Genomic DNA, 23,922 nt, shown 5'->3' on the forward strand with positions numbered 1-23,922 from the left:
TAACTACTCTCTGAACATAAAATTTATAGCGCTATAATGATTCTATACAAATTTAAGTTTTACATATTAGTTTCCGTGACTACTCAGTTTATCAATATTATTGTCCATATACTTTTGCGTCCATGGCCAATTTACTAAACTTTAATGAGTTATTCGTTTTAAATAGTTGAAATGTAAAAGCAAAAATTTATAAGTAGACTTTTGCTTTTGGTTTAACATATTTCATACATAGGAGAGAAAATATATAGTGGGATGCTCCTGAAATCATAGCTGCTAATATATAAACTTTTGGACTCCACCATAATCCTAATATGCTTATGCTAATAAAAGATATTCCTACGATTCCTGACCTATAGTATAATTTCTTTCATTTTACTCTTATACAGTTCTACTGTTTCATGATAATCCATAATAATTCCTTCATCTCTGACAAAATTTCCATAGCCTCTCGACTCTCCTTTTAAACGTGGTAAAAGTTGAAAATGTAAATGATTCCTTTTACCATCACATATTGTACACATATACACTTTTTCTGCACCAATAATTTCTTTATGAAGTTTAATTATTGCATCTGATATTTTTAATATATGTGTTCCTAATTCAAGAGGCATTTCAGAAATATCTTCATAATGTTCCCTTGATACAATAATTGTCTGTCCAGTTGCTCTTGGATATTTTTCAAATTGACATCTTACCTTTTCATCCTCGTAAAAAATTAAACCTTCATCTGGGAATATATCTCCTGTATTAAAGTTATAACAACCGAAGCATATACCTTTTTCTTGTAATTCTTTTATCTTTTCAGATCTTTGATTTAGTTCTTTTTCTTCGCTTTCTGTCAATTGTTTAACGTACATTTTAACCCCACCCTTTTCATATCATTAACAAATTGTTCAATCTATTCATTCTAAAATTGCCTTTAGCTTTAACTCTGAAAACCCGATGCCCCCACACATAGAAAATCCCCTATACACAACAAAGGACTTCAACTAAAATTATGCAAATATTTTAAAATTCTTAATTCTTTCGTAACCTAATAATAAGTACAGGAGGTATCTCATTCCACTCTGTTTTATCTGTGTTAAAAACGGGTTCTTTAACGCCTGTAACTACAAACCCAGCTCTAAAACTTTGTTCAAGTAGGTCTGATAGAGGTCTATGATAATACAATTGTAGAACCGGTTGTCCTCCTATTGCATTTCCTTCATAACATTTAGGAGTTATATATTTAAATATCTGGACAGCATTTCTAATTTCTACCTTTCCACCTGACTCCTCTGTTTCAACAATTTTTCTCATTCCCGGGGTTTGAAAACATGGGTGGATAATAGAAAACACAAATACTCCATTAGGCTTTAGTAATTTATAAACTGCATTAAACAATGGATTAATATTAGCAATGTCCATTAAAGCCATGTTAGCTACAGATTTATCGAAACATTCACACCCAAGTTCAATAAGCTGGTTATAGTTTGTTGCATCTATTACTTTAAATTTAATATTATCTAAATACGAGGCACACCTTTTTTTAGCATTTTCTATTAAATTTTCGCTGTAATCAAATGCAATTACTTTAGCGCCTAAATCAACCAATCGTTTTGAAAAATTACCGTTACCGCAAGCTATATCTAATATCTCTTCTCCTTCATTTATTTCTAATAATACCTCTGTTGATGGTCTGATAATTTCTCTATGAAATGTATTGCTATGTTCACCCATTTTTTCATCCCAAAAGTCAGCATTAGTTTCCCATCTTTTTTTACTCTCATCCGTTGTTGTAGTCCAGTTGCTCATATTATACACACCTCCAGTTCGTTACTTTACAAATTGTTCTATCTTATTTTCTAATGAAAAATCTTTATCGAACATCTCATCTTTCCAGTCTTTCTGTAATTTATCAAGTACTAAGGCCTCTGCCATTCCTAAACTATAATATCTATCATCTTGCTTAATTTTAACTTTTTGTTCTATTTTGTCCATATTTTTTCTAACTAAACTTTTTGAATTAGTAGAAGACTTATACTCTGCATATCTAGCCAACCCTTCCAACCATTCAAAGTCTGCTTCATTTTCAATTTCTATCTTACTCATATTGCATTCAATTCTTCTCTTTTGCCTAGTATCAATAAACCCTTTGGCATATTCAATAATAGCTTCTTTATTTGTAGTTTTTATAGCATGCTCTAAATAATATCCTTCTTCAATCATTAATTCATTAAATTTATTATTGTCATAATAATTGGAACAAATCCCGTCTAATGATTTCGTATTTCTAACTCTTAAATCATTATTCTTTCCTTGAAAGGCATGAAGCATCTCATGAATCACTACCCCTCTATAATGCTCTTGGTCAAGCATTACTATCTGAGGTGGAAATAAATATCCTGTATTTTTTGTAAATCTTTTATTAAAACTATTTATGGTAGACATACTACCAACCCATCTATCATTCACATATACTGCAAATGCTTGAGGATTATTTGCATTTCTTCTATATACATTCTTATTTAATTCATCATTCTTCCCTATAGGCTCCCATTCATTGTTATTTTCATTATTACTTAATAAAAACTCATAAGAATCATTATATATGATTAAATCAATATCTTTCCCATTAAATCCTTGGAAGATTTCCTCCCCATTATCGTTAAGAAAAGTATACACTTCATTAACTTCTTCTATTTCTTCATCGCTTAGAATTGCTGCATTAGTAGAAACCTTACTATATTTTGCCGCCATTATCCGATTATTGATGAATAACCCTATGATAATTACTACTATAAGTCCCAGTAATCCTAAGAAAATTCTCTTCATATCAATTCCACCCCATCTTATAACTTAATCTTTATTTAAATTATAACTTACAATTGTTTAGTGAACATTAAAATTTGCACCAAAGGGCTTTCTTTTAATTAAAAGTACACCAGCAATTATTTTCATTAGTTCAACTTCTCTAAAAATAAAATTTTCATTATATTATTTCATCCCCCTAAAGGAAAATTTACTAATATATATATTATAGTATAAAATTGTCTATCAATCAAAATTTATAAAAACTATCTCTCTAAAAATCTAACTAAATCATTTTACTTGTTTAGCAATTCAAAATCGGCAAAAAAAATAAATGGATATACATTAAATAAATGCTTATCCATCATACCAAGATTCTCATAGTCTTTTAATAAAAGCTTTTCAATAACATTATACCAATAATTACGATTAAATAAACATATGTCAAGCATACCTGTATCGAGCTAATGTTTTGTATTCCCATAATAACGTTATGCTCACGGCTATAATTGCAGTGATGCCTCCTCGCTTGCTTTATCTTAATTCTATATCAATAGCTTTACTGCAGCTATACCTGTCATTCCTATAATAACATATCGAAAGTATTTTTCATTTAACCTTTTAATTATCATCATCCCTAGTAATGCACCTACTGCAATTGCTGGTATCATACCAATACTAAGAATAATTGTTTTCACGGAAATATTATGCCAAAAGAAAATTTGTAATGGCATTTTGGATAAATTGATAAGGAAGAAAAACCAAGCTTTCGTTCCCATAAAATCATTTTTCTTAAAATTCATTGTAAACAAATATATACTGAATATAGGTCCTGCTGCATTACCAATCATGGATGTAAACCCGGTAGCAATACCAGCTAGAGCATAAAACCATCTATTTGTTGGAATTTTAAGACTTTCGCCTTTCTTTTGAGTATAAATTAAAGTGAATAAGCAAATTAAAACTGAAATAGATATAACCATCTTAAATTGTTTGTCATTAATGTAATTTCCGACTATAACACCAAATACTAGCCCTATGAATGTCCATGGCAAAAGCTTTTTTATATTGTTCCATTTCGCATGTCTATTATAATAGTACAGTGCAAAAACATCCCCTATTAATAATAGTGGAAGAATGACCCCAGTAGATTCTTTTCCTCCAAATACGCTAGCAATGATTGGTATAACAGGCATCATAAAACCACTAATTCCAGTCTTTGAAAATCCAACTAAGAATGCTGAAATTATTATCCATGCCCATTGCCATGTTGATAAATCAAAGGAATTAATGATACCCATTTTTTCACTCCCTTTTGTTTTATAAATAAAACTCACATCTTGATTCTGAGTTATTTTTTCTTTAAAAATTTATTTCCAGTATTCGCATACATAGATGCTCTAATTACTGTAATGATAAGTGTTGCCATAGCCAATATCCGTATAAATGTTATATCATATGTTCTTCCTATTAGATATATAAACGTTATAACTGCTATAAAAAATAATATATTACTAACAAACTTACATAAAGCCACTTCATCATATTTTTCTTTCTGTTGTTTTGTAGAAGTATTGTATCCCGCAATTAAAAAACTTCCTTTACCTGTTCGTATAAATGCACCTATTATAATTAATATTGCAGGCATAATAAATATTGATATTTTCATAAATAAACCCCCTTACATTGTCTAAAAGATTATATTCCATTCTATCACATTTACATCTATTGAGCTAGTTAGTACCTCCTACATGATATATGTATTCGCTAGTTATAACAGGCTATTATCAATTTATGATACTTGAATTCCGTATCGTTTCTAACCTATCTGTCATATTATGAACTAGCGATATAACTATATGTATTAAGTAGTGCTTAATTTGAATACAAACTATTATATATATTTTAATATACATCAAAATTAAATATAAAGGGGTGATTGAAAAATGAGTGTTAGACATTATGTGCTTGCTGCCACTGACGGTTTCATAGAACTTCCTACTTCTGCCGACTTACCGCAAGTAGAAACTAGGAAAGTGTATGTATTTGGTTTTGTTGGTGGATTGTTTAAGGTAAATGATAAAGTAGTGAATGAAGACTTAGATTGGACACGTCCTTCTAATTGGCCAAAATTTGAAACATTAATAGGAACAGCCACCATACCTTCGCCAATCGTTTGGGGAGAAATAAATGATACAGTATATGTAACTTTAATAAATTTAGGCATGCCTACCTCAGGTATTATGGATACACACACCGTGCATATGCATGGTGCACATGTAGCTACTCAGGTAGATGGTTTCCCAGAAACATCCTTCGCAGTTCCTATGTGGATGGATTTTGAGAAAGCGCCACCAGTGGCAACTTATATTTTTGATATGGAACATCCAGGAACCTATATGTATCACTGTCATATTGAAGCATCTGAGCATATTCAGATGGGCATGTACGGAGCACTTGTTGTCTATCCTTCCATTAAAAGCCTTGCATTGGCTGGAATTAAAAAATCATGTAATGGAAACTGGGAATACAACGGAAAACTACAAACCCATATTTCCAAAACTGCCACAAATAGAAATTTCGCGTACAATGATATACATTCTTATTCTGACAAGGAATATATCATGTTGCTTTCTGATATAGATACTAGATGGCATGATAGCGTTGAGACTGGTGGTAGTTTTAATCCAGTAGATTATAGACCTGACTTTTGGCTTGTAAATGGTCGTGCCTTCCCAGATACTTTACTTCCACATCCCTTAACTGAGGCTACATGCAGTAATAAGGATATATCTCAGCTTAACTACGAATCCTATGTGCATGTAAAAACGGGAGAAATGTTCCTTCTTAGAATGATTAATATCGGTTATCAAGTTGTACCGTGGCATATACACGGATGGCATTTTTCAGTAATAGGTAAGGATGCGGATCCAAGTCCATTTCTAAAGATATCTGAAAAACTGGGCCTGAAAGAACATGAGGGGCTTCAAAGGGGCTTTACTTCTACCATAGGTTCAGGAGAAACATTTGACCTATTACTAGAAGCGGAAGATAAAAGTCCACAATATAGAAACTATATTGTAAATGGTCAAAATCATATACCATCCTTGTGTAAGCAACTGCATAAAATAAAGAATATAGACCCGGACGCAGTAGCTAATATACCAACTGAACCTGTCAACATTAATGATATAAATACGGTAAATTATGTAGATATCTGCGATGAACCTTCAGCTGTTAATGACAACTTTTTTCCACAATTCTATCCTATGCACAATCATGATGACTATAAAGTTACTAACAATGGAGTGTATCCAGGTGGACAAATGACCTATATTCAAACAGATGCTCCAGAGACAAAGTGTGAAAAAAAACATCATCCTGATGATTGGTATGATGATTGGTATGATTGGGACAAAGATTGAATTAGTATAAATGCAGAGTTTGAAAGAACTAAAAGAGAGAAGGGTGATAGTCAAATTTATCTATCACTCTTTCTCTCTTTTATGGTATAAGATACATTTACCTAGTATATAACTTTCCAATTATCATTCACCGTTACCTTAACTGTTTTTCTTTCAATAATATAATTTGCAATCAGTTCAGCTACATCCATGGGGATATCTTTAAGGACAGTTTTCCCCTTAAACATCAAATAATCACCACCGCCACCTGCCCTATAATTATTCATTACCACAGCATAGTCCTCATCCATGTCAAGAGGGTGGTTTTTATAATTAATTTTTATAACTCTCGAATTTATAGGTTTTGAAATATCTATAACATAATCTATTCCTTCCCACATATCATAATTATAATGTTGAAGTTTAAGATGATTTTCAGCCTTACTTACCTCTATTACCCCATTAATTATACTAAAATATTGTGCAGTTTTTTCTAGAGCTGCTTTTATATCAGCACCTTTTAAACTAATTACCTTTAGTGTGTTTGGGTATTTGTAATTTGATATGATATCACGCATTGTAACATTATGATTAAATCCCTTGCAGTTATTATCAAAAATAGCAGTACAAGATATATCAACCTTTGCTGCTTCCATCTGAACATTGTTTATAAATTCAGTATAAGCATTATCTTTAAGCCTTGTCTCTAAATGATCTTTAATAACCATGTCGCCTTCTATATGTCCAATAGGAATATCAAGCCAATCTTGTGCCTTGCTTTCTGTGATACTTATAGAATCCAAAATTCTTTTATTTGTCTTAGTCGCATCTGCATCAATAACTTTCGATGCCTTATTAGTTATACACCATTTGCCAGAGCTTTTAGTAAGTTCAATTGTAACTTTTCCAATACAATTACCGTTGAACCCTGGTTGCAAAACTAACACACCATTTATAAGTACATTCTGTATAACTCTATGTTGATGCCCCGTTAGGAGTACATCTATATTATTTACTTCTTTGCATAATGCGTATCCTTGATTTTCTCCTGTGAGTGTTTCCGATGGCACTCCTGTTTCTAAATTTCTTTCAAACCCACCATGATAGGACACTATGTTTATGTCCGTAGCCTCTTTATTTTTCATTATTTCGATCCATTTGTTTGCACTCTCTACTACATCTTCAAAATTTAAGTCCTTTATCGTTTCGCGATTTTCCCAGTTAGGAATATACTTTGTGGTTAATCCCAAAATACCTACTTTCAATCCATTACCAAAGGTTTTAACAATATAAGGCTTCTTCGTAAAGCTTTCCCCAGTGGTTCTTTTAGTTATATTAGAGCACAGCCATGGGAAATTTGAAGCTTCAATTGCATTATCTAAATAATCCCTACCGTAATTAAATTCATGATTGCCAATTACGGCGGCATCGAATCCCATAATATTCATAGCTTCAATCATTGGATTTGACATATTATTATTTATTTTAGCATGAAAATATGTAAGGGCCGTACCTTGAAGCATATCTCCATTATCTATAAGTAATGTATTCTTATTTTTTTTTCGCTCTTTGGTAATTATATTAGATAAAGCTGCAAGTCCACAGTTTACATAGGAATTATCCGAATAATTTATAGGTAATACATATCCATGAACATCGCTGGTTTCTAATATTGTTAGTAGAAATTTCTCGTTAATGCACATTTTGCACTCTCCAATCAAAATATAAGTAATGTTCTATGATTAGCTATCAAATCAATTATATCCTTCCTTTATTTTACCATATTTATTATTAAAAATTCAATTTCCACTATTATTAGATACTTTAGTTGAAATATATTTTTATTTTGACTATACTGTACCAGATGGGTTTGATTTTATGGAGGTGCAAAATGATTAAAGATTTGGTTTTAAAAAACAGATCATACAGAAAATTTTATCAAAATGAAGTAATAGAATTAAGTACTTTAAAAGAACTAATTGAGCTTGCTAGGTTATCGGCTTCAGCTGCAAACCTTCAACCATTGAAGTATATTATATCAAATGACTCTGTTAAAAATGAGAGTATATTTAAAACACTGGGATGGGCTGGTTATCTAAAAGATTGGAATGGTCCAATCGAAGGTGAAAAACCAAGCGCATATATAATTATGCTTAATGATTTCACTATTAGCCAAAAACCATCTTTGGATACAGGTATATCAGCTCAAAGCATGCTACTAGGAGCTGTAGAAGAAGGTTTAGGTGGTTGCATGCTCGGCAATATTAATAAAGTCGAACTAGCTTCTGTACTTAACTTAGATGAAAATTTTGAAATTAACTTAGTCATAGCTTTAGGAAAACCTAAAGAAGCCATTGTTATTGAGAAAATGAGTTTACCTACTGATATTAAGTACTGGAGAGATGAAAAACAGATCCACCATGTACCTAAAAGAGCGTTAGATGAAATAATTTTAGACAATAACAATTAGACGAAAAATAAAACAAGTTTAAATGGAGGGGTTTTAATGAACATAATGATAATAACTTCAAGTCCTAATACTGATGGATTAACAGCCGCATGTGCGTTAGCGTCAAAAGTAGGGGTAGAAATGGGCTCTGCTATTGCTTCAGTAGTAAATCTTAACACATTAAATATTCCATCTTGTCATGCTTGTGGAAATGGATGGGGTACATGCCGTACTGAACATACCTGTCAAGTGCAAGATGATTTTCAAAAGCTACACGCATCAATGCGTGATGCAGATGGTTATATAATTATAACACCTGTTTACTGGGGAGATATGAGTGAATCCCTTAAAGCATTTACTGATAGGCTTAGAAGAAATGAAGCAACAAATGGAGATAAAAACATTTTGGCTGGCAAACCTTTTATAAGTGTTGCTGCTCCAGGCGGTACTGGTAACGGATGCATTTCCTGTCTTAGTTCCTTTGAAAGATTTGTAGACCACATTAAAGGTGTAAAATATGATTTTATTGGGGTTACAAAAATAAGTAAAGACTACAAATTAACTACCATAAGAGAAGCCGCAAAAAGCATGGTGCAAAGCCTAAAATTATAAATAAACATTCATACAAATAAGGCATTCAATCATAAAGATTGAATGCCTTATTAATTTTACTATCACTTGATTTATTTATCCTTTTATTACAGTTAAAAGCATTTGGAATCTTTCGCGGGCCTCAAGTCCGTGAGGAACATTAGAAGGCATTATTATTGTCTCACCTTCTTTAACAGTAAAGATATCATCACCTATTGTAATTTCCACCTCACCATCTAATACTTGAACCATAGCATCTCCAGGAGTTATGTGGCTGCTGATACCTTCTCCTTTATCTAATGAGAATAATGAAATACTCACAGTAGGCGTCTGAGAAATAGTTCTACTTATAACCTGACCCTCCTGATAAGTTATTAAGTCCTTTAGATTAATTGTTTTTGAGAATTCTATATTTTTAATTAAGTTTTTCATGTTGTTACCTCCTAAGATAATATTTATTATTTATAGTATAACTCATTTAACGTTAAACATCCGTAACTTAAGATACCTAATGATGATTTTCTACTGTTACCCTTAATTTAACCAATTGCATTACCAATTTCTGTACGCAACATTATAATATCTTAATTTAAGTTTTTTAATCACCCTACGTACACGTGGACGATTATAACGTTGGGTCATAATAGGGTATATGTTCATAAATATATTAAGAATTATTAACCATATTGTCTCCTTAAATGAAAAAGCAACACAGACATATATACTAATGAAAATGATTATAATAGCTATTATAGAATGTCCAAATTCAGAGGCCCTTGTCCTGTACTCATAATATTCTAATATAATAAGTGACTTTCTAATAGGTGTCTCTTTTATCCTACTTTTCTCCCAACCACTTAATAATAGTAATTCTCTAAAAAAATGGACACCCAGGTGCTTGTACATTTTTCCTTCTTTTTCCATGCGGTGACTATCGAAAAAAGATGATGTAAGCTCTGGTCTAAGTAGCGTTACTACTATCGACATCCAAATCATCAGTGTAAAATTTAGTGTAATACTATAATACAAGGAACTCATACTCATCAATGGAAATAGAATGAATAAGGCCATGCCACATGTTGTTATAAGTACAATAATCCACTTGGGATATGTGTTTTTATTTACTCTGATCATGTTGTATATCGTATATATTCCATATAGCTATCCTCTCCCCCTGAAGTTAAATAATCTATGTCTCACATTAATATCTCTATAAATTTCAAATCTATTATAACTATATTATAGTATGAATTTGTATTTTTATCAAAGTTTACTCTAGCATTTTTAACTGTACTTAACACTATAAAATCCATTGGTTTCAACGCTTTCGTAGGTATGACAGTTAAGTGGTTAATTAAATTCTTTCTAAATTTTACAAGATTGTAATTAAATTTAATAAAGCCACTATCCTTAATGGATAGTGGCTTTATGCGTTAGCATTCCTTTAGACCTTTTTTTCTATCAAAACATCCAATGCACGCTGAGCTAACTCCGCAAAATATTTGGCACTTGGTACAAGTGCCTCATCATCTACTGTAAATTTCGGATGATGAAGTGAATATTGCCCACCTGTCCCTATTTTGATAAATGCACCTGGTATCCTCTGCTGATAATATGCAAAATCCTCACCAATAAGTGATGATGGAAGTTCTTTAATTTCATATCCTTGTTCTTTTGCTACGTCTAAAGCAACATCCGTCCACTCTTTGGTGTTATTTGTAGCTGGTGGACCTGAATGCCATTTAAACTCTGCTGTTGCACCAAATGAGTCAGCAATTCCTTTAATTATCTGTAGCATCCTTTTAGGAATAAGCTCCCGAGTTTCAGCCCTTAGCGTTCTCACTGTTCCCTCAAGATAAGCTGTAGTAGGAATTACATTCCACGTATTCCCACTGTTAAGGTGTGTGACACTAACTAATGCTTGATCGAAGGCATTTACATTACGACTAACTATTGTTTGTAGTGCCGTAATTATATGAGCTGCAACAATAATCGGATCTACCCCCTTTTCTGGTGATGATGCATGTGTTCCTACTCCAGTAATTTCAATTTCAAAGCGATCAACTGCTGATGTCAAAGGACCGACATGTGTTCCGAAACTACCCGATTTTAAATCAGGCGCACTATGAAGTCCAAAGATTGCTTTTACATCTGTTAAAACTCCAGTTGCTAAGATCTCTTCTGCACCATGTGCGTTCTCTTCAGCTGGTTGAAATATAAAACGAACCGTTCCAGGTAATGTAGATTCCTTTTGTTTTAATAAGTAAGCTGCACCTAAAATAGCTGTTGTGTGAAAATCGTGACCACATGCATGCATTTTCCCCGAAAATTCAGATTTATAATCTAACTCTGTTTCTTCCATAATAGGTAATGCATCAATATCGCCTCGGATTGCTATAATAGGTCCTTCTTTCTTTCCTGATACCTCTGCAACAAGTCCCGTTTTTAGTGGAAGATCAAGCACCCGAATTCCAACTGAGGTTAGCAGTTTACACAAAGTTTCAGTTGTTTTAATTTCCTCATTCGAAAGTTCTGGGTGCTTATGAAACTCATGACGCACCTCAATAAGTTCTTCCTTTAATTTGCTAATAACTTCTAATAATTTTTTATTATTCATTGCAATATCAACCATTTGTAGACGCTCCTTTAAGATATTATTTTTAGGATGTAGCGCATCTCTAGGTGCGTCTACTATTAACATAACCAACACTGTATGATTTACCAAAATTATCTCCAGTTATAGTTACTTCATATTTACAAATAGATTTTTTCTTTTGAAAATAGCTTTGTTCTTTATCAATAGACTTAATACATTCCTTATTTATTATGATTGTTTTTCTTGATAACTTTCTATATCTCATTATAACAAAATGATCACCCCAATATATTCCATTATCATTAAAGCTTACATAGTTCCATATCACTAAAATAGGCAATAACAAAAATACATAATATCCATAAGGTACATACATAGCTATTAAAGAGATAACTATCGAGTAAATTAATACTCTTACTAATAAAAATCCAAACAAAGCTTTTCTAGGAGACTTTATTAAATCATAACTTATATTCATTTCAGGTAAAATATCCTGGAAAAACTTATTAAGTACCCCTACTTTAGCATTAGGACAAATCATTATGCTTCCACCTCCATTTTCTCCATTGCCTATCGTGTTAACTTTTAAAGAAAAATACCATAATGGTTTTTTGGTAAATCCCTCAACTATTGTTGTGCTTTGAATTTGTTTTACTGGAATACACACTTCTTTTTTATCAAACAATCCATAAGATAATTTAATATTATCCTCTTGTCTTATAACTGTAAATTTATAATATTTTATTATATTTGCAATAACAGATACCATCCCAGAAATAAACATTATGATAAAAATGATTGCTATCTTATATCTTATTGTGCTTGAAGCATTAACCCCTTTAATCGTATCTACACCAAATACTTGAGCCCTTTTCATAAACACTTTAGGTACTAAATCTTCTATCTTAAAGTAACCTTCTATAATTATAAAAACTCCTGCTAAAATACGACTAGACATTGTTGTCGAAACAAATAAGTCTCTTAGTGAACATTCGAATTTTTTTATAGGTGTTCCTTCTATTATTTGTACTTCAACACTATTTTCATTTGCCCTAAATATAGTATTCTTTATTTTTACTGCTTCTTGCTTAGATAGAAAGAAGTATATTTCAGACCTTTCCTCTCCCCTAGCAGTATCAATTTCAATCCTACACACATTAAATAATCTTTGAATTAATGAGGACGATATATCCGCACTTAGCATTTGTGATAAAGGTACTATTCTCTCATGTGTTATAAAGACTCCATATTCTATAGTCATCACATCATCCACAAGGCTATATTTATTTTTGCTCCATTTTACTATAGCTAAAATAATAACTACAACAGTAGCAATTACACCTGTTCCTACTGCAAAATCCCCTCCATACTTTTGGGAGAATTTCAAATCTACTGAACCCATTCCTACTACAAATATAATAAACGGAATTATCATATGTATTAAAAATTTAAAAATTATTGAAAATATCATAAATTTATGTGAATGTTTTAATTGTTCCATATATTATTCTCCTAACCTCATTAATAATACTTTTAAGATATTTTCCGGGTAATATTCGTCAAATTTAAAATGAGTTTCAAACATTGTAGAACAATAATTAAAAAAATAGCTGTTAAAAAAAAGTGATATGTGAGTAATCCTTCAAATTCATCTAAAAAAGTGAAACATATTCCTATGGAATTTAATATAATTATCTTTATTATACTTTTAACTAAGAGTATATTTGATTTTTTAATGAAATAGCATATCAACAAAACAATTCCAATTATAAGCCCTAAAATTAATACAACCTTAAGCATAAGCACTAATTTTATAACAAGTTCATCTTTTGATAATATCATTTTTTTAAAAACAAGATATCTATTAACCCCCATTTTTTTATCTGATATATATTGTAACACTATTGGTATGGTTAGTAAAAACACTTGAAGTGTAGTAAACAAATTAATGATTATTTTATTTACTGCTCTTTTTTCCATATTAAAACCGCCTATCTTGCTTTATATTTTAAAAATCAAGTAATGATATATAGAATTAAAGCACAAAAGTGACACATCCTAATGTGCCCTTTTGCGCTTTAATGCTGATTACTATTTTGGTTCACCAAGTTCTATAGGATTTGCTGGATTTCCAGTGTTTCCACTCCATTCATTCCAACCACCATCATAAACTGAGATGTTTTTGACACCCATAACATCCGCATAGGTTAAAACTTCTGCTGCTCTCCATCCTGTTCCACAGAAGAATGTTAATTTTTGTTCTGGTGTGATACCATATTCTTTCCACATACTAATTATCTCATCTTTATTACGCATGGTATTATCTATATTTCTATAATCATTTAAACTACTATTATCTACACCTGCATGTCCCCAAACTGAACCTTCAGGACGTCCTTTTGGATCTATATAATCATATCCAGAAGTTTCACCTATGTGCTCTTCCCAACTTCTTATATCAACCAATTTGCTTCCATCTTTATCTGCTATTATTTCTTTAGCCTCTGCCAAATCAACAATATATCCTTTATTCACAGGAACCGTTGCTCCAAATGAATCTACAGGTGACTTTTTATTTGACGTTTTTTCTAGTTCATATCCTGCTGTAGTCCATTTTAAAAGTCCACCGTTTAATACTCTAACATCCTTAACACCCATATACTTTAGTATTGAAGCAACTCTAAAAGAAGGCATTGAGTCTGTTCCGTATAATACCACGGTAGTATCAGTTGTTATTCCGTTATCCTCTGCAAATTTTTGTAGTTTTACATCATACAAACGATTCCAAAGTGGACCTTCTTCTACACTGTCCGTATTAATATGAACCGCACCTTTTATGTGTCCCTCTTTCAGATAATCTGGAGACTCTTCTTCTACTCCCCAACTAACTTCAAACACTTTAAATTCTTTACCATCAAACGTCTCTGGTTTCTTATCTTCTACTAAATCCTTAACCCATGATGCAGAAACTAACATTTTATAGTTTTCATAAGATGCCATTTCAAGGCTTTCATCTTTAGCCCAATCTTTAACATCATATGTATATAGGTTTTTATAACCTTTTTGCAATAGAAAATCTGCAACTTCACCTGAGTCTTTTCCATTTGCATCGTATAACACTATGTTCTTTTCCGAAGTTATACCTTTTGTTTTTAAAGCTTCATCTATTCGTTTGCTCTTATTCTCATCCTCAACTTTTAACCAAGCTGCCGAAAAATCTGTTGCTCCTTTTATATGGCCACCTCTTTTTACATCATCTAGTTTCCATCCATTGAAAGCATCACTTTCTCTTGTATCTACTATAACCCATTCATCATTACCTAATTTCCCTTGTAAATCTTTCGTACTTATCATTTTAATTTTTGTTTCAGTATTGCTTGATGTCTCATCTTTTGTACTTTTATTACTTGAACATCCAATAAAAGATACTGCCGTTATAATAGCTATTAGTGCTGTTACAGAAATTTTAGAAATTCTCTTCATATTAATACCTCCATCTTCCAAAAAAATTATAGCAAGTAATTACAAAATATGCAATCGATATCGGTATACTCAATAGATACCCACTCTTCTATTGGAAAATATATTAACATAGACTTAACATTCTATACATTGTATCGTAACAACTTTATGTTACTATTTAAATATAGAATAGATTATTCATTAAAGCGAAGTCCCCCTTTACTTTAATATAATAGGCTGTGAATTAGATTCACAGCTTTCTTTATATTTAATATTTATAAACTAAGTTATTCACTAAATTATAAATTATAAATAGTTCCATTGTAATTTACTTCTGAATCTTCTTCAACCTCTTCATAGTCAATATATGCCCCTTTAAGTTCTATTACATTTTCATGAATTTCAAATCCTTCTATGCTTATTGTTTCTATTACACTATTCTCATTAACGCATGTCGCCAATGTATAATAGTACTCTTCATCTTCATTATATATAATTGTTGTATTTAATATTCTAAATGTTACGTCCCTTCTTATTAGTCTATCAACATTTATAATTTCCCCCATTTCGGTTTTTCTTGACCCACGGTTAATATCTCTACTTTTAAATATAAAACTCATTACTATTGCTTCCTTTCTTTTTCAACGTATATAATTGAAGGTACCTTTCTCTCCCCCAATTTTCCGCAAGGATTATTTATCACTTCATCATTATAAAATAATGTAGAAGAAGAGCCTCCATCTAAATTGGCAGCATTATAAGCCCCGAATTTATACAACTCATCTTGCAGCTCTCTTAATGTAGCTCCAAAACTACTTATCCGTCTACCGTCAATTACTATAAATATTATTGTTCCATCTTTTTTTTGTGCAATAGCTGTTCTTGGTGCTATCCCCCATCCACCATCACCAGTAGTTATAGCTTTTACTCCATTAACTATAAGCGCCGGGCCAAAAGATACTGCTTCTTCTACTGAAGCTATTTTCATTTCACTAATGCTATGCCTTCCAACTAGTAGCTTTCCTGATTTAGTCAATGCGATAACTTCATTTGTCTCATCATAATTTTCTATATTATTAAAAATAATCTTTCCATCAGACATTATAATTCCAGTTGGACTTGTTCCATTTTCTATGGAAGGTAATTCAGAGTGTTCATTTAAAAATGCGCCACCATTAATTGCAGCAATAGCTCTATTATTTTTTGCAATCTCGCTAGTAGGCTCTCCTGACTTGTAAGGCATGCTTGCGAAACCTACTTTTATCCTAGTTGGGTCTTTAATTACTAACATATATCCTCTGAATTTTTCACATGTTAAATCATATCTCTCAATAGTATTATCATTTTTGTGTTCTACCTTAATACCATTTACGCCATCTACGTTATCTTGAGTTATAGATTCTATGTTTTGCTCACTCATAATTTGTTTTATTTTCTCGTCTGATATAAATGATGTTACTAGCCCTTGTAATGTAAGAGTAGTCATTGCTGAGCCTACTACTATTGTTTTTATATTTTTAAACGGACCATGGTATAATACAAAGGGTGCTGTAACAGCTGTGAAAATAAATTCAAATATAATAAATAATAAGACAAATTTACTCTTATTGCTTTTCTTCTTTGTAGTTTCTTTCGAATTTAGCATATCTCTCATCCTTTTCCTTAGCTAAGATTACTCATATAAGCGTTTGTTTACGTTCTTATTTTACGTTCTTATTTTACCATATTTATTACTAAATGTTATAATTTATTTCATAGTAGAATAAACAAAAAAATAATGGATAGGCACTAAGCACCCACCCAATTTATTTACGTTTATATGTTTGGTCATTGCACCGTGGAATCTAGGTCATCTTCTGCCGCTGTATTTGAAAGTGTTGCAATTGCTGCAAATGAGAAAATAAAAGACGCAAAAATAATTAATTGCCAAACTATATACCAAACAATACTTCCTGATATTAGAAAACCAGATATAGTATTAGATATAATTACATACAGCACAGTCAAAGTTACATTTGCGGCGCAGTGAGGTATTCCTGTAATCTTAAATAGCATCTCTGAAAAAACAATTTCTATATTAAGAATCATAAGTCCAATAAGTAAAGTAATAAATATTAAGACAGATTTAACTGGGTCAATAATTATAAACAGACCAAATACTTTGAAGAAAGTTACTATTAAAGCAGCATCAAAAATGAGACATCCTAAAATTTTTTTTATTGAAACAGATGAAACCCTACTATTAATCATTATTAATCCTCCATTCAAGGTTATTTATTTTTTACGTATATAATTGATGGTACAGATCTCTCCCCCAGACTGTCACATGGATTGTTTATGACTTCGTCATTATAAAACATGGTAGAAGAAGAACCCCCATCTAAGTTAGCAGCATTATAAGCCCCGAAATTATACAATTCATCTTGTACCTCTTTTAAAGTAGCCCCTAAACTGTTAATCTCTCTACCGTCAATCGATAATAATATTATCGCTCCATCACTTCTTTGTGCGATGGCAGTTCTAGGTGCGATGCCCCATCCACCATCACCACTATTTATAGTTTTCACACCATTAACTATAAGCGCCGGACCAAAAGATACCGCTTCAGTTACTCCATTTTTTTTCATCTCATTAATACTGTTTTTACCAACTAGCAGCTTTCCCGTTTTGGTTAATGCTATAATTTCTACTTTATCGTTTTCGCTTTTTATATTATTAAAAATAATTTCTCCACCAGACATTATAATTCCCTCCGGGTTAGCTCCCGTTCCCGTCCAAAGTGATCCTGAAACCCCATCTGAGAATGCCCCACCATTCACTGCTGCAACTGCTTTGTGGTATCTTGCAATTTCACTAGTAAGTTGACCTTCAGTCCCAAGCATTGTGCTGTAGCCAACTTTTACCCTTGTTGGATCATTAATTATTAATATATATCCTTTAAATCTTTTTCCTGTTATATCATATCTTTCAATACTATAATCATTTTTCTTTTCTACTTTTACACCAAAATTTTTATCGTTTGGCTTATCTTGAACTATTGAATCTATCTTTTGCTCACTCATAATTCGTTTTATTTTCTCATCCGATACAAATGATGTTACTAGCCATTTTAAACTACTCGTCGTCATTGCTGCACCTATTACTGTAGTTTTTACATTTTTAAACGGACCATAATAAACCATAAAGGGGACTGTAATTGTTGTGAAAACAAGTTCAAATATTATAAATAATAAAACAATCCCATATATATTTTTTATACTTTTCTTTACTTTTATCATAAATCCCATCCTTTTTCATTAACGAAAAATACTATAATAAATGTCCCTTATTTATTATAGTATTAAAGAATCAATAACATTCTTAAATATGGTAATATGATTAATAGATTATTTTTCTCCCTTAAGTATTACATTTACCATAAGGTCAACTAACTTGTCTGGCTCGTTCCTCCATGGATCGTGTCCTGAGTGTTCAAACCAAATAAACTCTTTATGTGGAGCTTCTATTGCATTAAAATACTCCTTAGCCATTTCTGGTGATGCGTTGACATCGTGGCGACCTATCATAAAGTAAACAGGAACATCTAATTTTATAGCTTGCTTACTTAGATCTATATTATACAACTGTGGATAGACTTGATTGAAAGTAGTAACCAAACCAAGCATCCAACTTACTTTATCGTACAAACCATATTCAGAACCTCCAATTTCGCTTAGTGTATTATAACCCGGCCTCTCAATCTCAGGGTTTTTTGTCATATATTTAGCCAAATACTGTGAGAGGGAACTAAATTTCCAAACCATTCCTTTACCATAGTATGGTGGTAGACCTTGATCTTTCATCTTCTTAATTTGTTCTATATCTCCCCTTTCATTTGCTAGCTTGAGCACTAGGTCATACATACGAACATCGGTTTCAACGAATTCGACCATCTGAGCTGTACCAACAAAGGCATAAAATAGTTCTGGCGAGCTTTGCACAAGGAGTATTCCGAGTGCACTCCCCCACGATTCACCAAGTATATATATTTTTTCCTGGTTAAATCTTTTACATAGATACTTTGTTAGTTCTTGACCATCGGAAATGTACCGCTCAGGGGTAATTGATTTAAGTGGTATAGCATTCATTGACTTACCAGACCCTGGTTGATCCCAGTTAACAACCACATAGTCTTCTTCAAGCTTTACTAATTGTTCTCTAGTTGCGGCTAGCTGCGATCCGCCTGGCCCACCAGCTAGGAAAAGTAGTACCGGATTATTCTTGTTTTTCCCGCGGATAGTTATCCACTGCTCACTGTCACCTAGAGTTACTTTTTCTAATACAGCAATACTATCCACTACAGGGTCCCCTTTATCTGAAAGTATAGGTGGAGTGTATGCCATCCACTGGCTACATAGTATAGAAATAATATTTACAAATAGTAATGCTCCTATTACAATAAGCTGTTTGCGAAGTTTCAAAAGCCAAGTCATTATTTTTGCTTTTGTACGGGTATAAACAGCAATAACTGCTGTAATTAAAATGGTGATAATAAGAGTTGCTATTGCAAACACAAGAGATAGAATAAGTATTATTCCAAATCCTAATTCTATTGGGACAGTTTTCATATTAGGCATAAGATATGGACGTATAAGAGTAACGTACAAAAGTAATATAACTGCTGTAATTATCGGTAATAGAAAACGTGGTTTAAGTAACCAATGCGTCTTCTTCCCGCTGATAGTCGTTTCTTCTTTTAATATAGATTTCATATAAGTCTCCTTTTTTATAACAAGTAATCTTTTTCCTGTTTCCTTTGACCAGTACTTTTTATATACCCTACTATTACTATAGCTAGAGATACTTAACTGAGCATGCTTCTAATCTTAAATCCACCTTAAATCCTCTTACTTGAAGCTATATAACTAACTATAAAATAATAAAACTCTATGATTTTATCACATTAAGAATATTTGATTTTTATAACTATAATTTGGTATAATCGTATAACCGAAACTGATAAGGAATTAGGTATTTAATAAGATAATAAGGGGGCTGATCTTTTGGTCATTATAGTAATTGTACTAATTATTTTTCTAATAACAATGACGTTGATTGTTTTAGAACTTATTAAGGAAAAGGTTAAAAAAAATAAAACATTTAAAATAATTACTATCATTTTACTTTTAATATGTTGTGTTGTATTTGGTGCTAATCAATATTTAAAAAGATCAAGTAGTTTTATACTCACTAAAACAACTAACATTGAAGAGAACATAAGTGGACTTCAATTGTATGATAATATTGATAGCAAAGAGTTTGTAAAAAAGTATGGAACAAATCTTAAAAGATTGGATAATACTTTATACGATTATTATTCCTTAGACGATAGTTTAATAATTGCAACAAATAAACGGAAACAGATTATTAGAATAATTTTAGTTAACGGCCAATCAATTTCTACTGTTAAAACGGGTAAAGGCATTAAATTAGGAAGCAAAATTGATGATGTTATTAAAGTTTATGGTGAAAATTATTATAATCGAATGTCTGATATTGGCGTGCCAGTAATTGGATATGTAGATAAGAAGAGAAAAATAAACCTTGAGTTTTTTAACTATAAAAACGTGGTTACAGTAATCAGGTATGATATTAGTTCTATGGAGTAGTAATATATGTAGAAATTAAGTAAGCCACCATTTATTTTGGTGGCTTTATACTGCAATTTATCATCTTGATTTTCTTTTAGCAGGAATCCAAACTTTGCGGAATATTTATAATAAACTCACAACCACAATGGATTTCTGTTTTAAGCCTCATATTACCGCCATGTGCCACAATAATTTTAAAAGCGATTGCAAGCCCTAGTCCAGTACCGCCTGTCTGTGAATTTCTTGCACTATCTACTCTTACAAACGGATTAAATATGTCCTTTGCAATTTCTGTTGGTATTCCTATTCCATTATCCTTAAAAGTAATAACTATTTCATCACCTTGCTCAGATACCCTAATCCTTATCTTTGTTCCTCTAGGATTATATTTTAAAGTATTTGATACGAGATTTTGAAACACTCTATCCATTTGCTTCGCATCAATTTCAGCAAAGATTTCACTTTCAGGAATATCAAAATCATAGATAAATTCGAACTGATCAAAAATTGTTATGAAAGCAACTATTTCTTCTCTCATATATTCACATATATCAACTTTGGTTTTACTAATTGAATATCCAGACGTCTCCATTTTAGATAGTTCGAAAAGGTCCGTAATTAAATTATCTGCCCTCAAGCTATCTTCATATATAATTTTTAAGTACGCAATGCGTTCTTGTTTTGATAAATCAGGATTGTTATTGCAGAACTCCGCGTAGCCCATTATACATGAAAGTGGATTTTTAAGATCATGTGAAATATCAAGTATAAGTCTTTTGCGATTTTCTTCTGATAGCTTTCTAAGAGATATTTCCTGCTGAATTTGCTCGGCCATCTCGTTAAAAATATATTCTAATTCGCCAAACTCATTTTTCAGATTAAGATTTACCCTGGAAGAAAAATCTCCATCTTTTAAACGTCCTGCACTGTCACAAAGCTTTTTTAGGGGAGTTATGATACCAATAGATGTTAACTTTGAATATATTATAGTGCTTATTGCAAGCAGTATTAAGTAAAAAACAACAACTGCAACAATAAGACCTACTAAACCTTGTGTATCAATAGATGCGAAGTCTTTGTTATGGACAATAGCCAAATCAATTCTGATGGAAGTAGGAAATGTAACTATAACCCAAAACTGTTCATTGGAATTGTATTCAATACTATAACTGTAAGATCTTCCTGTACTTTTACTATTCATCAGGAAATCTGTAAATTCCGCTGTGGTAAGCTTATCCTTAAGTATTGTATTAATACCCTCTGAAAATACAACTTCATATTTGGTGTTAATTACTTGTACTCCACCACCATTATCAATAACTGATTTTGTATTAATGCTTTTATAATTATCTTGCATTATGCTTTTTGCAGTATAATTATTCTGGACTAGTGTCTTAGATATAACATCATTTGCAAATCCCAAAAGCAACAAAGCAAATGCTGCTATCATTATGGAAATAATAAACATGATGGCATAGTTGCCTAAAAATCTATTTTGCAGTCTCCTGTTCATAATGTACCCTCACTGTACTTATGAAACTTATATCCGATACCCCTAATAGTCCTTATATATTTTGGGTTTTTAGAATCAGTTTCCAACTTATTTCTTAGACGACTGATATGTACCATTATAGTGTTATTGTCGTAATAAGCATCCTCATCCCACACCGCCCTGTACAATTGTTTCTTAGTAAAAACCCTTTCAGGACTTTCCATCATGTACTTAAGTAGCAGGAATTCTTTTGCATTCATTTCCACCATCTTATTGTTTTTATAAACGCAGCATGTATGTTTATCTAAACAAATGCTTCCATAGACTATTTTCGAAAATACTTCTGTCTTTTGAGAAGAGTATTCAAGGTTTCTCCTAATCTGCGCAGAAACCCTAGCAAGAAGTTCTGACATACTAAAGGGCTTTACAAGATAGTCATCTGCGCCAATTCCCAGCCCCAGTATCTTGTCCATATCATCACCTCTAGCTGTGAGAAATATTACGGGAAAATTGCTTGTTTCACGTATTTTACGTAAGAGATTAAAGCCATCTAACCGTGGCATCATAACATCAAGAATGGCTAAATCTACGTTTTCCTTTTGTATAATCTCTAAAGCTTCTATGCCATCACTTGCAGAAAATACAGAGTATTGTTCCTGTTCAAGTTGTAGCTGTAAAAGGTTTCTAATGTGCCTTTCATCTTCAGCAATTAATATATTCAAAAGAGCACCTCCCCCTATTATTTGTATTTTATATTACATGTAAACAATTAAATTATACCTCTATAACACAATAAATTCCAATCCAATTATTAAAGTGACTTTCTAACGTTTGCATAAAATAGCATGTATTTAGCAATAGAATAAGCAGAAGGTTTAACAGCCTTCTGCTTATTTCTATTTTGCAATTTTTAATTTTTTTTAACTTCCCTTAATTCAGATTTAAAGAACGTATTTTTGTAGTGTTTCATTTGCTTTTGATTTTAATTCTTTTTTTATGGTAAATTCAAAATCACACTTAGCTATGAAAAATGTATTAACTTTAAATTGAATAGTAGTTGGTAATACCCAACTATAGCTTTGAACTTTAGACCATTCGTAAAAGTTTCCAGAAGCATATATCCCCTCTTCTCTTATTTCTGAAACATGTAAACCTTTGATTATATAAAAAATTTCAGTTTCAATCCATAATATAGTCAATAAAATATAAAAAATATCACCGTTTCGCGTATATTGTAAATACCCTGATATACAACAGAGGATAATAACTACCCCAGCAAAAAATACAGTCAAAAATCTATTTTTATTTTTATTTGCGTTTATAATAATTTTGCCATGATTGCGTACTGTATGTGGTTGTCTTAATATTATTAAAAAAGCAAAAATATTACAAATAAAAACTATTATTGTTAAAATTACCATTCATACCCCCCTCTCAAAAATCTATTCTTTACAATAGTTCTACTTAAATTATAACATTTTTTATATTGTATGGCTCATGTAAAATAA

At 31.6% G+C, this 23,922-nt stretch carries 24 protein-coding genes; 4 read left to right on the forward strand and 20 right to left on the reverse strand.

Annotated features, from left to right (window positions below; all coding sequences use genetic code 11):
• Positions 1–350: 350 nt before the first annotated feature.
• From ACJAX4_RS04580 to ACJAX4_RS04600, 5 genes are all read right to left on the reverse strand, one after another.
• A complete protein-coding gene (locus ACJAX4_RS04580; protein ID WP_435788279.1) occupies positions 351–857 on the reverse strand; it encodes an HIT family protein in 507 nt (168 codons plus the stop codon).
• A gap of 160 nt (positions 858–1,017) precedes the next feature.
• A complete protein-coding gene (locus ACJAX4_RS04585; protein ID WP_435788280.1) occupies positions 1,018–1,794 on the reverse strand; it encodes a class I SAM-dependent methyltransferase in 777 nt (258 codons plus the stop codon).
• Between the two features lie 21 nt (positions 1,795–1,815).
• Positions 1,816–2,814, reverse strand: coding sequence for a hypothetical protein (locus tag ACJAX4_RS04590; RefSeq protein ID WP_435788281.1), 999 nt, complete (start codon positions 2,812–2,814; stop codon positions 1,816–1,818).
• 521 nt (positions 2,815–3,335) lie between these two features.
• Positions 3,336–4,091, reverse strand: a complete 756-nt coding sequence (locus ACJAX4_RS04595; RefSeq protein WP_435788282.1) for a sulfite exporter TauE/SafE family protein — start codon at positions 4,089–4,091, stop codon at positions 3,336–3,338.
• A gap of 50 nt (positions 4,092–4,141) precedes the next feature.
• Entirely contained in the window at positions 4,142–4,459 is a 318-nt protein-coding gene (locus ACJAX4_RS04600; RefSeq protein ID WP_435788283.1) for a DUF3784 domain-containing protein, read from the reverse strand.
• A 277-nt stretch (positions 4,460–4,736) separates the two neighbouring features.
• Between ACJAX4_RS04600 and ACJAX4_RS04605 the strand changes: the two genes are divergently transcribed.
• Positions 4,737–6,215 (forward strand): multicopper oxidase domain-containing protein, encoded by a 1,479-nt coding sequence (locus ACJAX4_RS04605; protein WP_435788284.1) that lies wholly within the window; start codon positions 4,737–4,739, stop codon positions 6,213–6,215.
• A gap of 101 nt (positions 6,216–6,316) precedes the next feature.
• On the opposite strand, the gene ACJAX4_RS04610 is transcribed toward ACJAX4_RS04605, so the two are convergent.
• Positions 6,317–7,897 carry a bifunctional metallophosphatase/5'-nucleotidase gene (locus tag ACJAX4_RS04610; RefSeq protein ID WP_435788285.1) on the reverse strand — a complete coding sequence of 527 codons (1,581 nt, stop codon included), beginning with the start codon at positions 7,895–7,897 and terminating at the stop codon, positions 6,317–6,319.
• Positions 7,898–8,085: 188 nt separating this feature from the next.
• On the opposite strand from ACJAX4_RS04610, the gene ACJAX4_RS04615 reads away from it, so the two are divergent.
• Complete coding sequence (locus tag ACJAX4_RS04615) at positions 8,086–8,664, forward strand: nitroreductase family protein (RefSeq protein ID WP_435788286.1); 579 nt, start codon at positions 8,086–8,088, stop codon at positions 8,662–8,664.
• A 36-nt stretch (positions 8,665–8,700) separates the two neighbouring features.
• On the forward strand, positions 8,701–9,255 hold the full coding sequence (locus ACJAX4_RS04620) for a flavodoxin family protein (protein ID WP_435788287.1): 555 nt from the start codon (positions 8,701–8,703) through the stop codon (positions 9,253–9,255).
• Positions 9,256–9,330: 75 nt separating this feature from the next.
• On the opposite strand, the gene ACJAX4_RS04625 is transcribed toward ACJAX4_RS04620, so the two are convergent.
• From ACJAX4_RS04625 to ACJAX4_RS04675, 11 genes are all read right to left on the reverse strand, one after another.
• Positions 9,331–9,666, reverse strand: a complete 336-nt coding sequence (locus ACJAX4_RS04625) for a cupin domain-containing protein (RefSeq protein WP_435788288.1) — start codon at positions 9,664–9,666, stop codon at positions 9,331–9,333.
• Positions 9,667–9,786: 120 nt separating this feature from the next.
• Complete coding sequence (locus tag ACJAX4_RS04630; protein ID WP_435788289.1) at positions 9,787–10,221, reverse strand: hypothetical protein; 435 nt, start codon at positions 10,219–10,221, stop codon at positions 9,787–9,789.
• Positions 10,222–10,678: 457 nt separating this feature from the next.
• Complete coding sequence (locus ACJAX4_RS04635) at positions 10,679–11,851, reverse strand: amidohydrolase (RefSeq protein ID WP_435788317.1); 1,173 nt, start codon at positions 11,849–11,851, stop codon at positions 10,679–10,681.
• Positions 11,852–11,912: 61 nt separating this feature from the next.
• The gene (locus ACJAX4_RS04640) at positions 11,913–13,331 is read right to left on the reverse strand and encodes a PH domain-containing protein (protein ID WP_435788290.1); all 1,419 of its coding nucleotides are present in this window, start codon (positions 13,329–13,331) and stop codon (positions 11,913–11,915) included.
• 32 nt (positions 13,332–13,363) lie between these two features.
• Complete coding sequence (locus tag ACJAX4_RS04645; protein ID WP_435788291.1) at positions 13,364–13,810, reverse strand: hypothetical protein; 447 nt, start codon at positions 13,808–13,810, stop codon at positions 13,364–13,366.
• 111 nt (positions 13,811–13,921) lie between these two features.
• Positions 13,922–15,313 carry a rhodanese-like domain-containing protein gene (locus tag ACJAX4_RS04650; protein ID WP_435788292.1) on the reverse strand — a complete coding sequence of 464 codons (1,392 nt, stop codon included), beginning with the start codon at positions 15,311–15,313 and terminating at the stop codon, positions 13,922–13,924.
• A 278-nt stretch (positions 15,314–15,591) separates the two neighbouring features.
• On the reverse strand, positions 15,592–15,912 hold the full coding sequence (locus ACJAX4_RS04655; RefSeq protein WP_435788293.1) for a hypothetical protein: 321 nt from the start codon (positions 15,910–15,912) through the stop codon (positions 15,592–15,594).
• Between the two features lie 2 nt (positions 15,913–15,914).
• Positions 15,915–16,937, reverse strand: a complete 1,023-nt coding sequence (locus tag ACJAX4_RS04660; protein WP_435788294.1) for a phosphodiester glycosidase family protein — start codon at positions 16,935–16,937, stop codon at positions 15,915–15,917.
• 182 nt (positions 16,938–17,119) lie between these two features.
• On the reverse strand, positions 17,120–17,542 hold the full coding sequence (locus tag ACJAX4_RS04665) for a hypothetical protein (protein ID WP_435788295.1): 423 nt from the start codon (positions 17,540–17,542) through the stop codon (positions 17,120–17,122).
• A gap of 20 nt (positions 17,543–17,562) precedes the next feature.
• A complete protein-coding gene (locus ACJAX4_RS04670) occupies positions 17,563–18,570 on the reverse strand; it encodes a phosphodiester glycosidase family protein (RefSeq protein ID WP_435788296.1) in 1,008 nt (335 codons plus the stop codon).
• A 108-nt stretch (positions 18,571–18,678) separates the two neighbouring features.
• Positions 18,679–20,043, reverse strand: a complete 1,365-nt coding sequence (locus ACJAX4_RS04675) for an alpha/beta fold hydrolase (RefSeq protein WP_435788297.1) — start codon at positions 20,041–20,043, stop codon at positions 18,679–18,681.
• A gap of 291 nt (positions 20,044–20,334) precedes the next feature.
• Here ACJAX4_RS04675 and ACJAX4_RS04680 point away from each other — a divergent pair, with 291 nt between their 5' ends.
• The gene (locus tag ACJAX4_RS04680) at positions 20,335–20,940 is read left to right on the forward strand and encodes a hypothetical protein (RefSeq protein WP_435788298.1); all 606 of its coding nucleotides are present in this window, start codon (positions 20,335–20,337) and stop codon (positions 20,938–20,940) included.
• A 76-nt stretch (positions 20,941–21,016) separates the two neighbouring features.
• On the opposite strand, the gene ACJAX4_RS04685 is transcribed toward ACJAX4_RS04680, so the two are convergent.
• The 3 genes from ACJAX4_RS04685 to ACJAX4_RS04695 all read right to left on the reverse strand — a co-directional run bounded on the left by ACJAX4_RS04685 (position 21,017) and on the right by ACJAX4_RS04695 (position 23,835).
• Positions 21,017–22,435, reverse strand: a complete 1,419-nt coding sequence (locus tag ACJAX4_RS04685; RefSeq protein WP_435788299.1) for an ATP-binding protein — start codon at positions 22,433–22,435, stop codon at positions 21,017–21,019.
• Positions 22,432–23,136, reverse strand: a complete 705-nt coding sequence (locus tag ACJAX4_RS04690; RefSeq protein WP_435788300.1) for a response regulator transcription factor — start codon at positions 23,134–23,136, stop codon at positions 22,432–22,434. The genes ACJAX4_RS04685 and ACJAX4_RS04690 overlap by 4 nt, the downstream gene beginning before the upstream one ends.
• Before the next feature lie 219 nt (positions 23,137–23,355).
• Positions 23,356–23,835, reverse strand: coding sequence for a hypothetical protein (locus ACJAX4_RS04695; protein WP_435788301.1), 480 nt, complete (start codon positions 23,833–23,835; stop codon positions 23,356–23,358).
• Between the last annotated feature and the right edge of the window lie 87 nt (positions 23,836–23,922).

Source organism: Clostridium sp. (assembly GCF_051278035.1).
GTDB lineage: Bacteria > Bacillota > Clostridia > Clostridiales > Clostridiaceae > Clostridium_AD.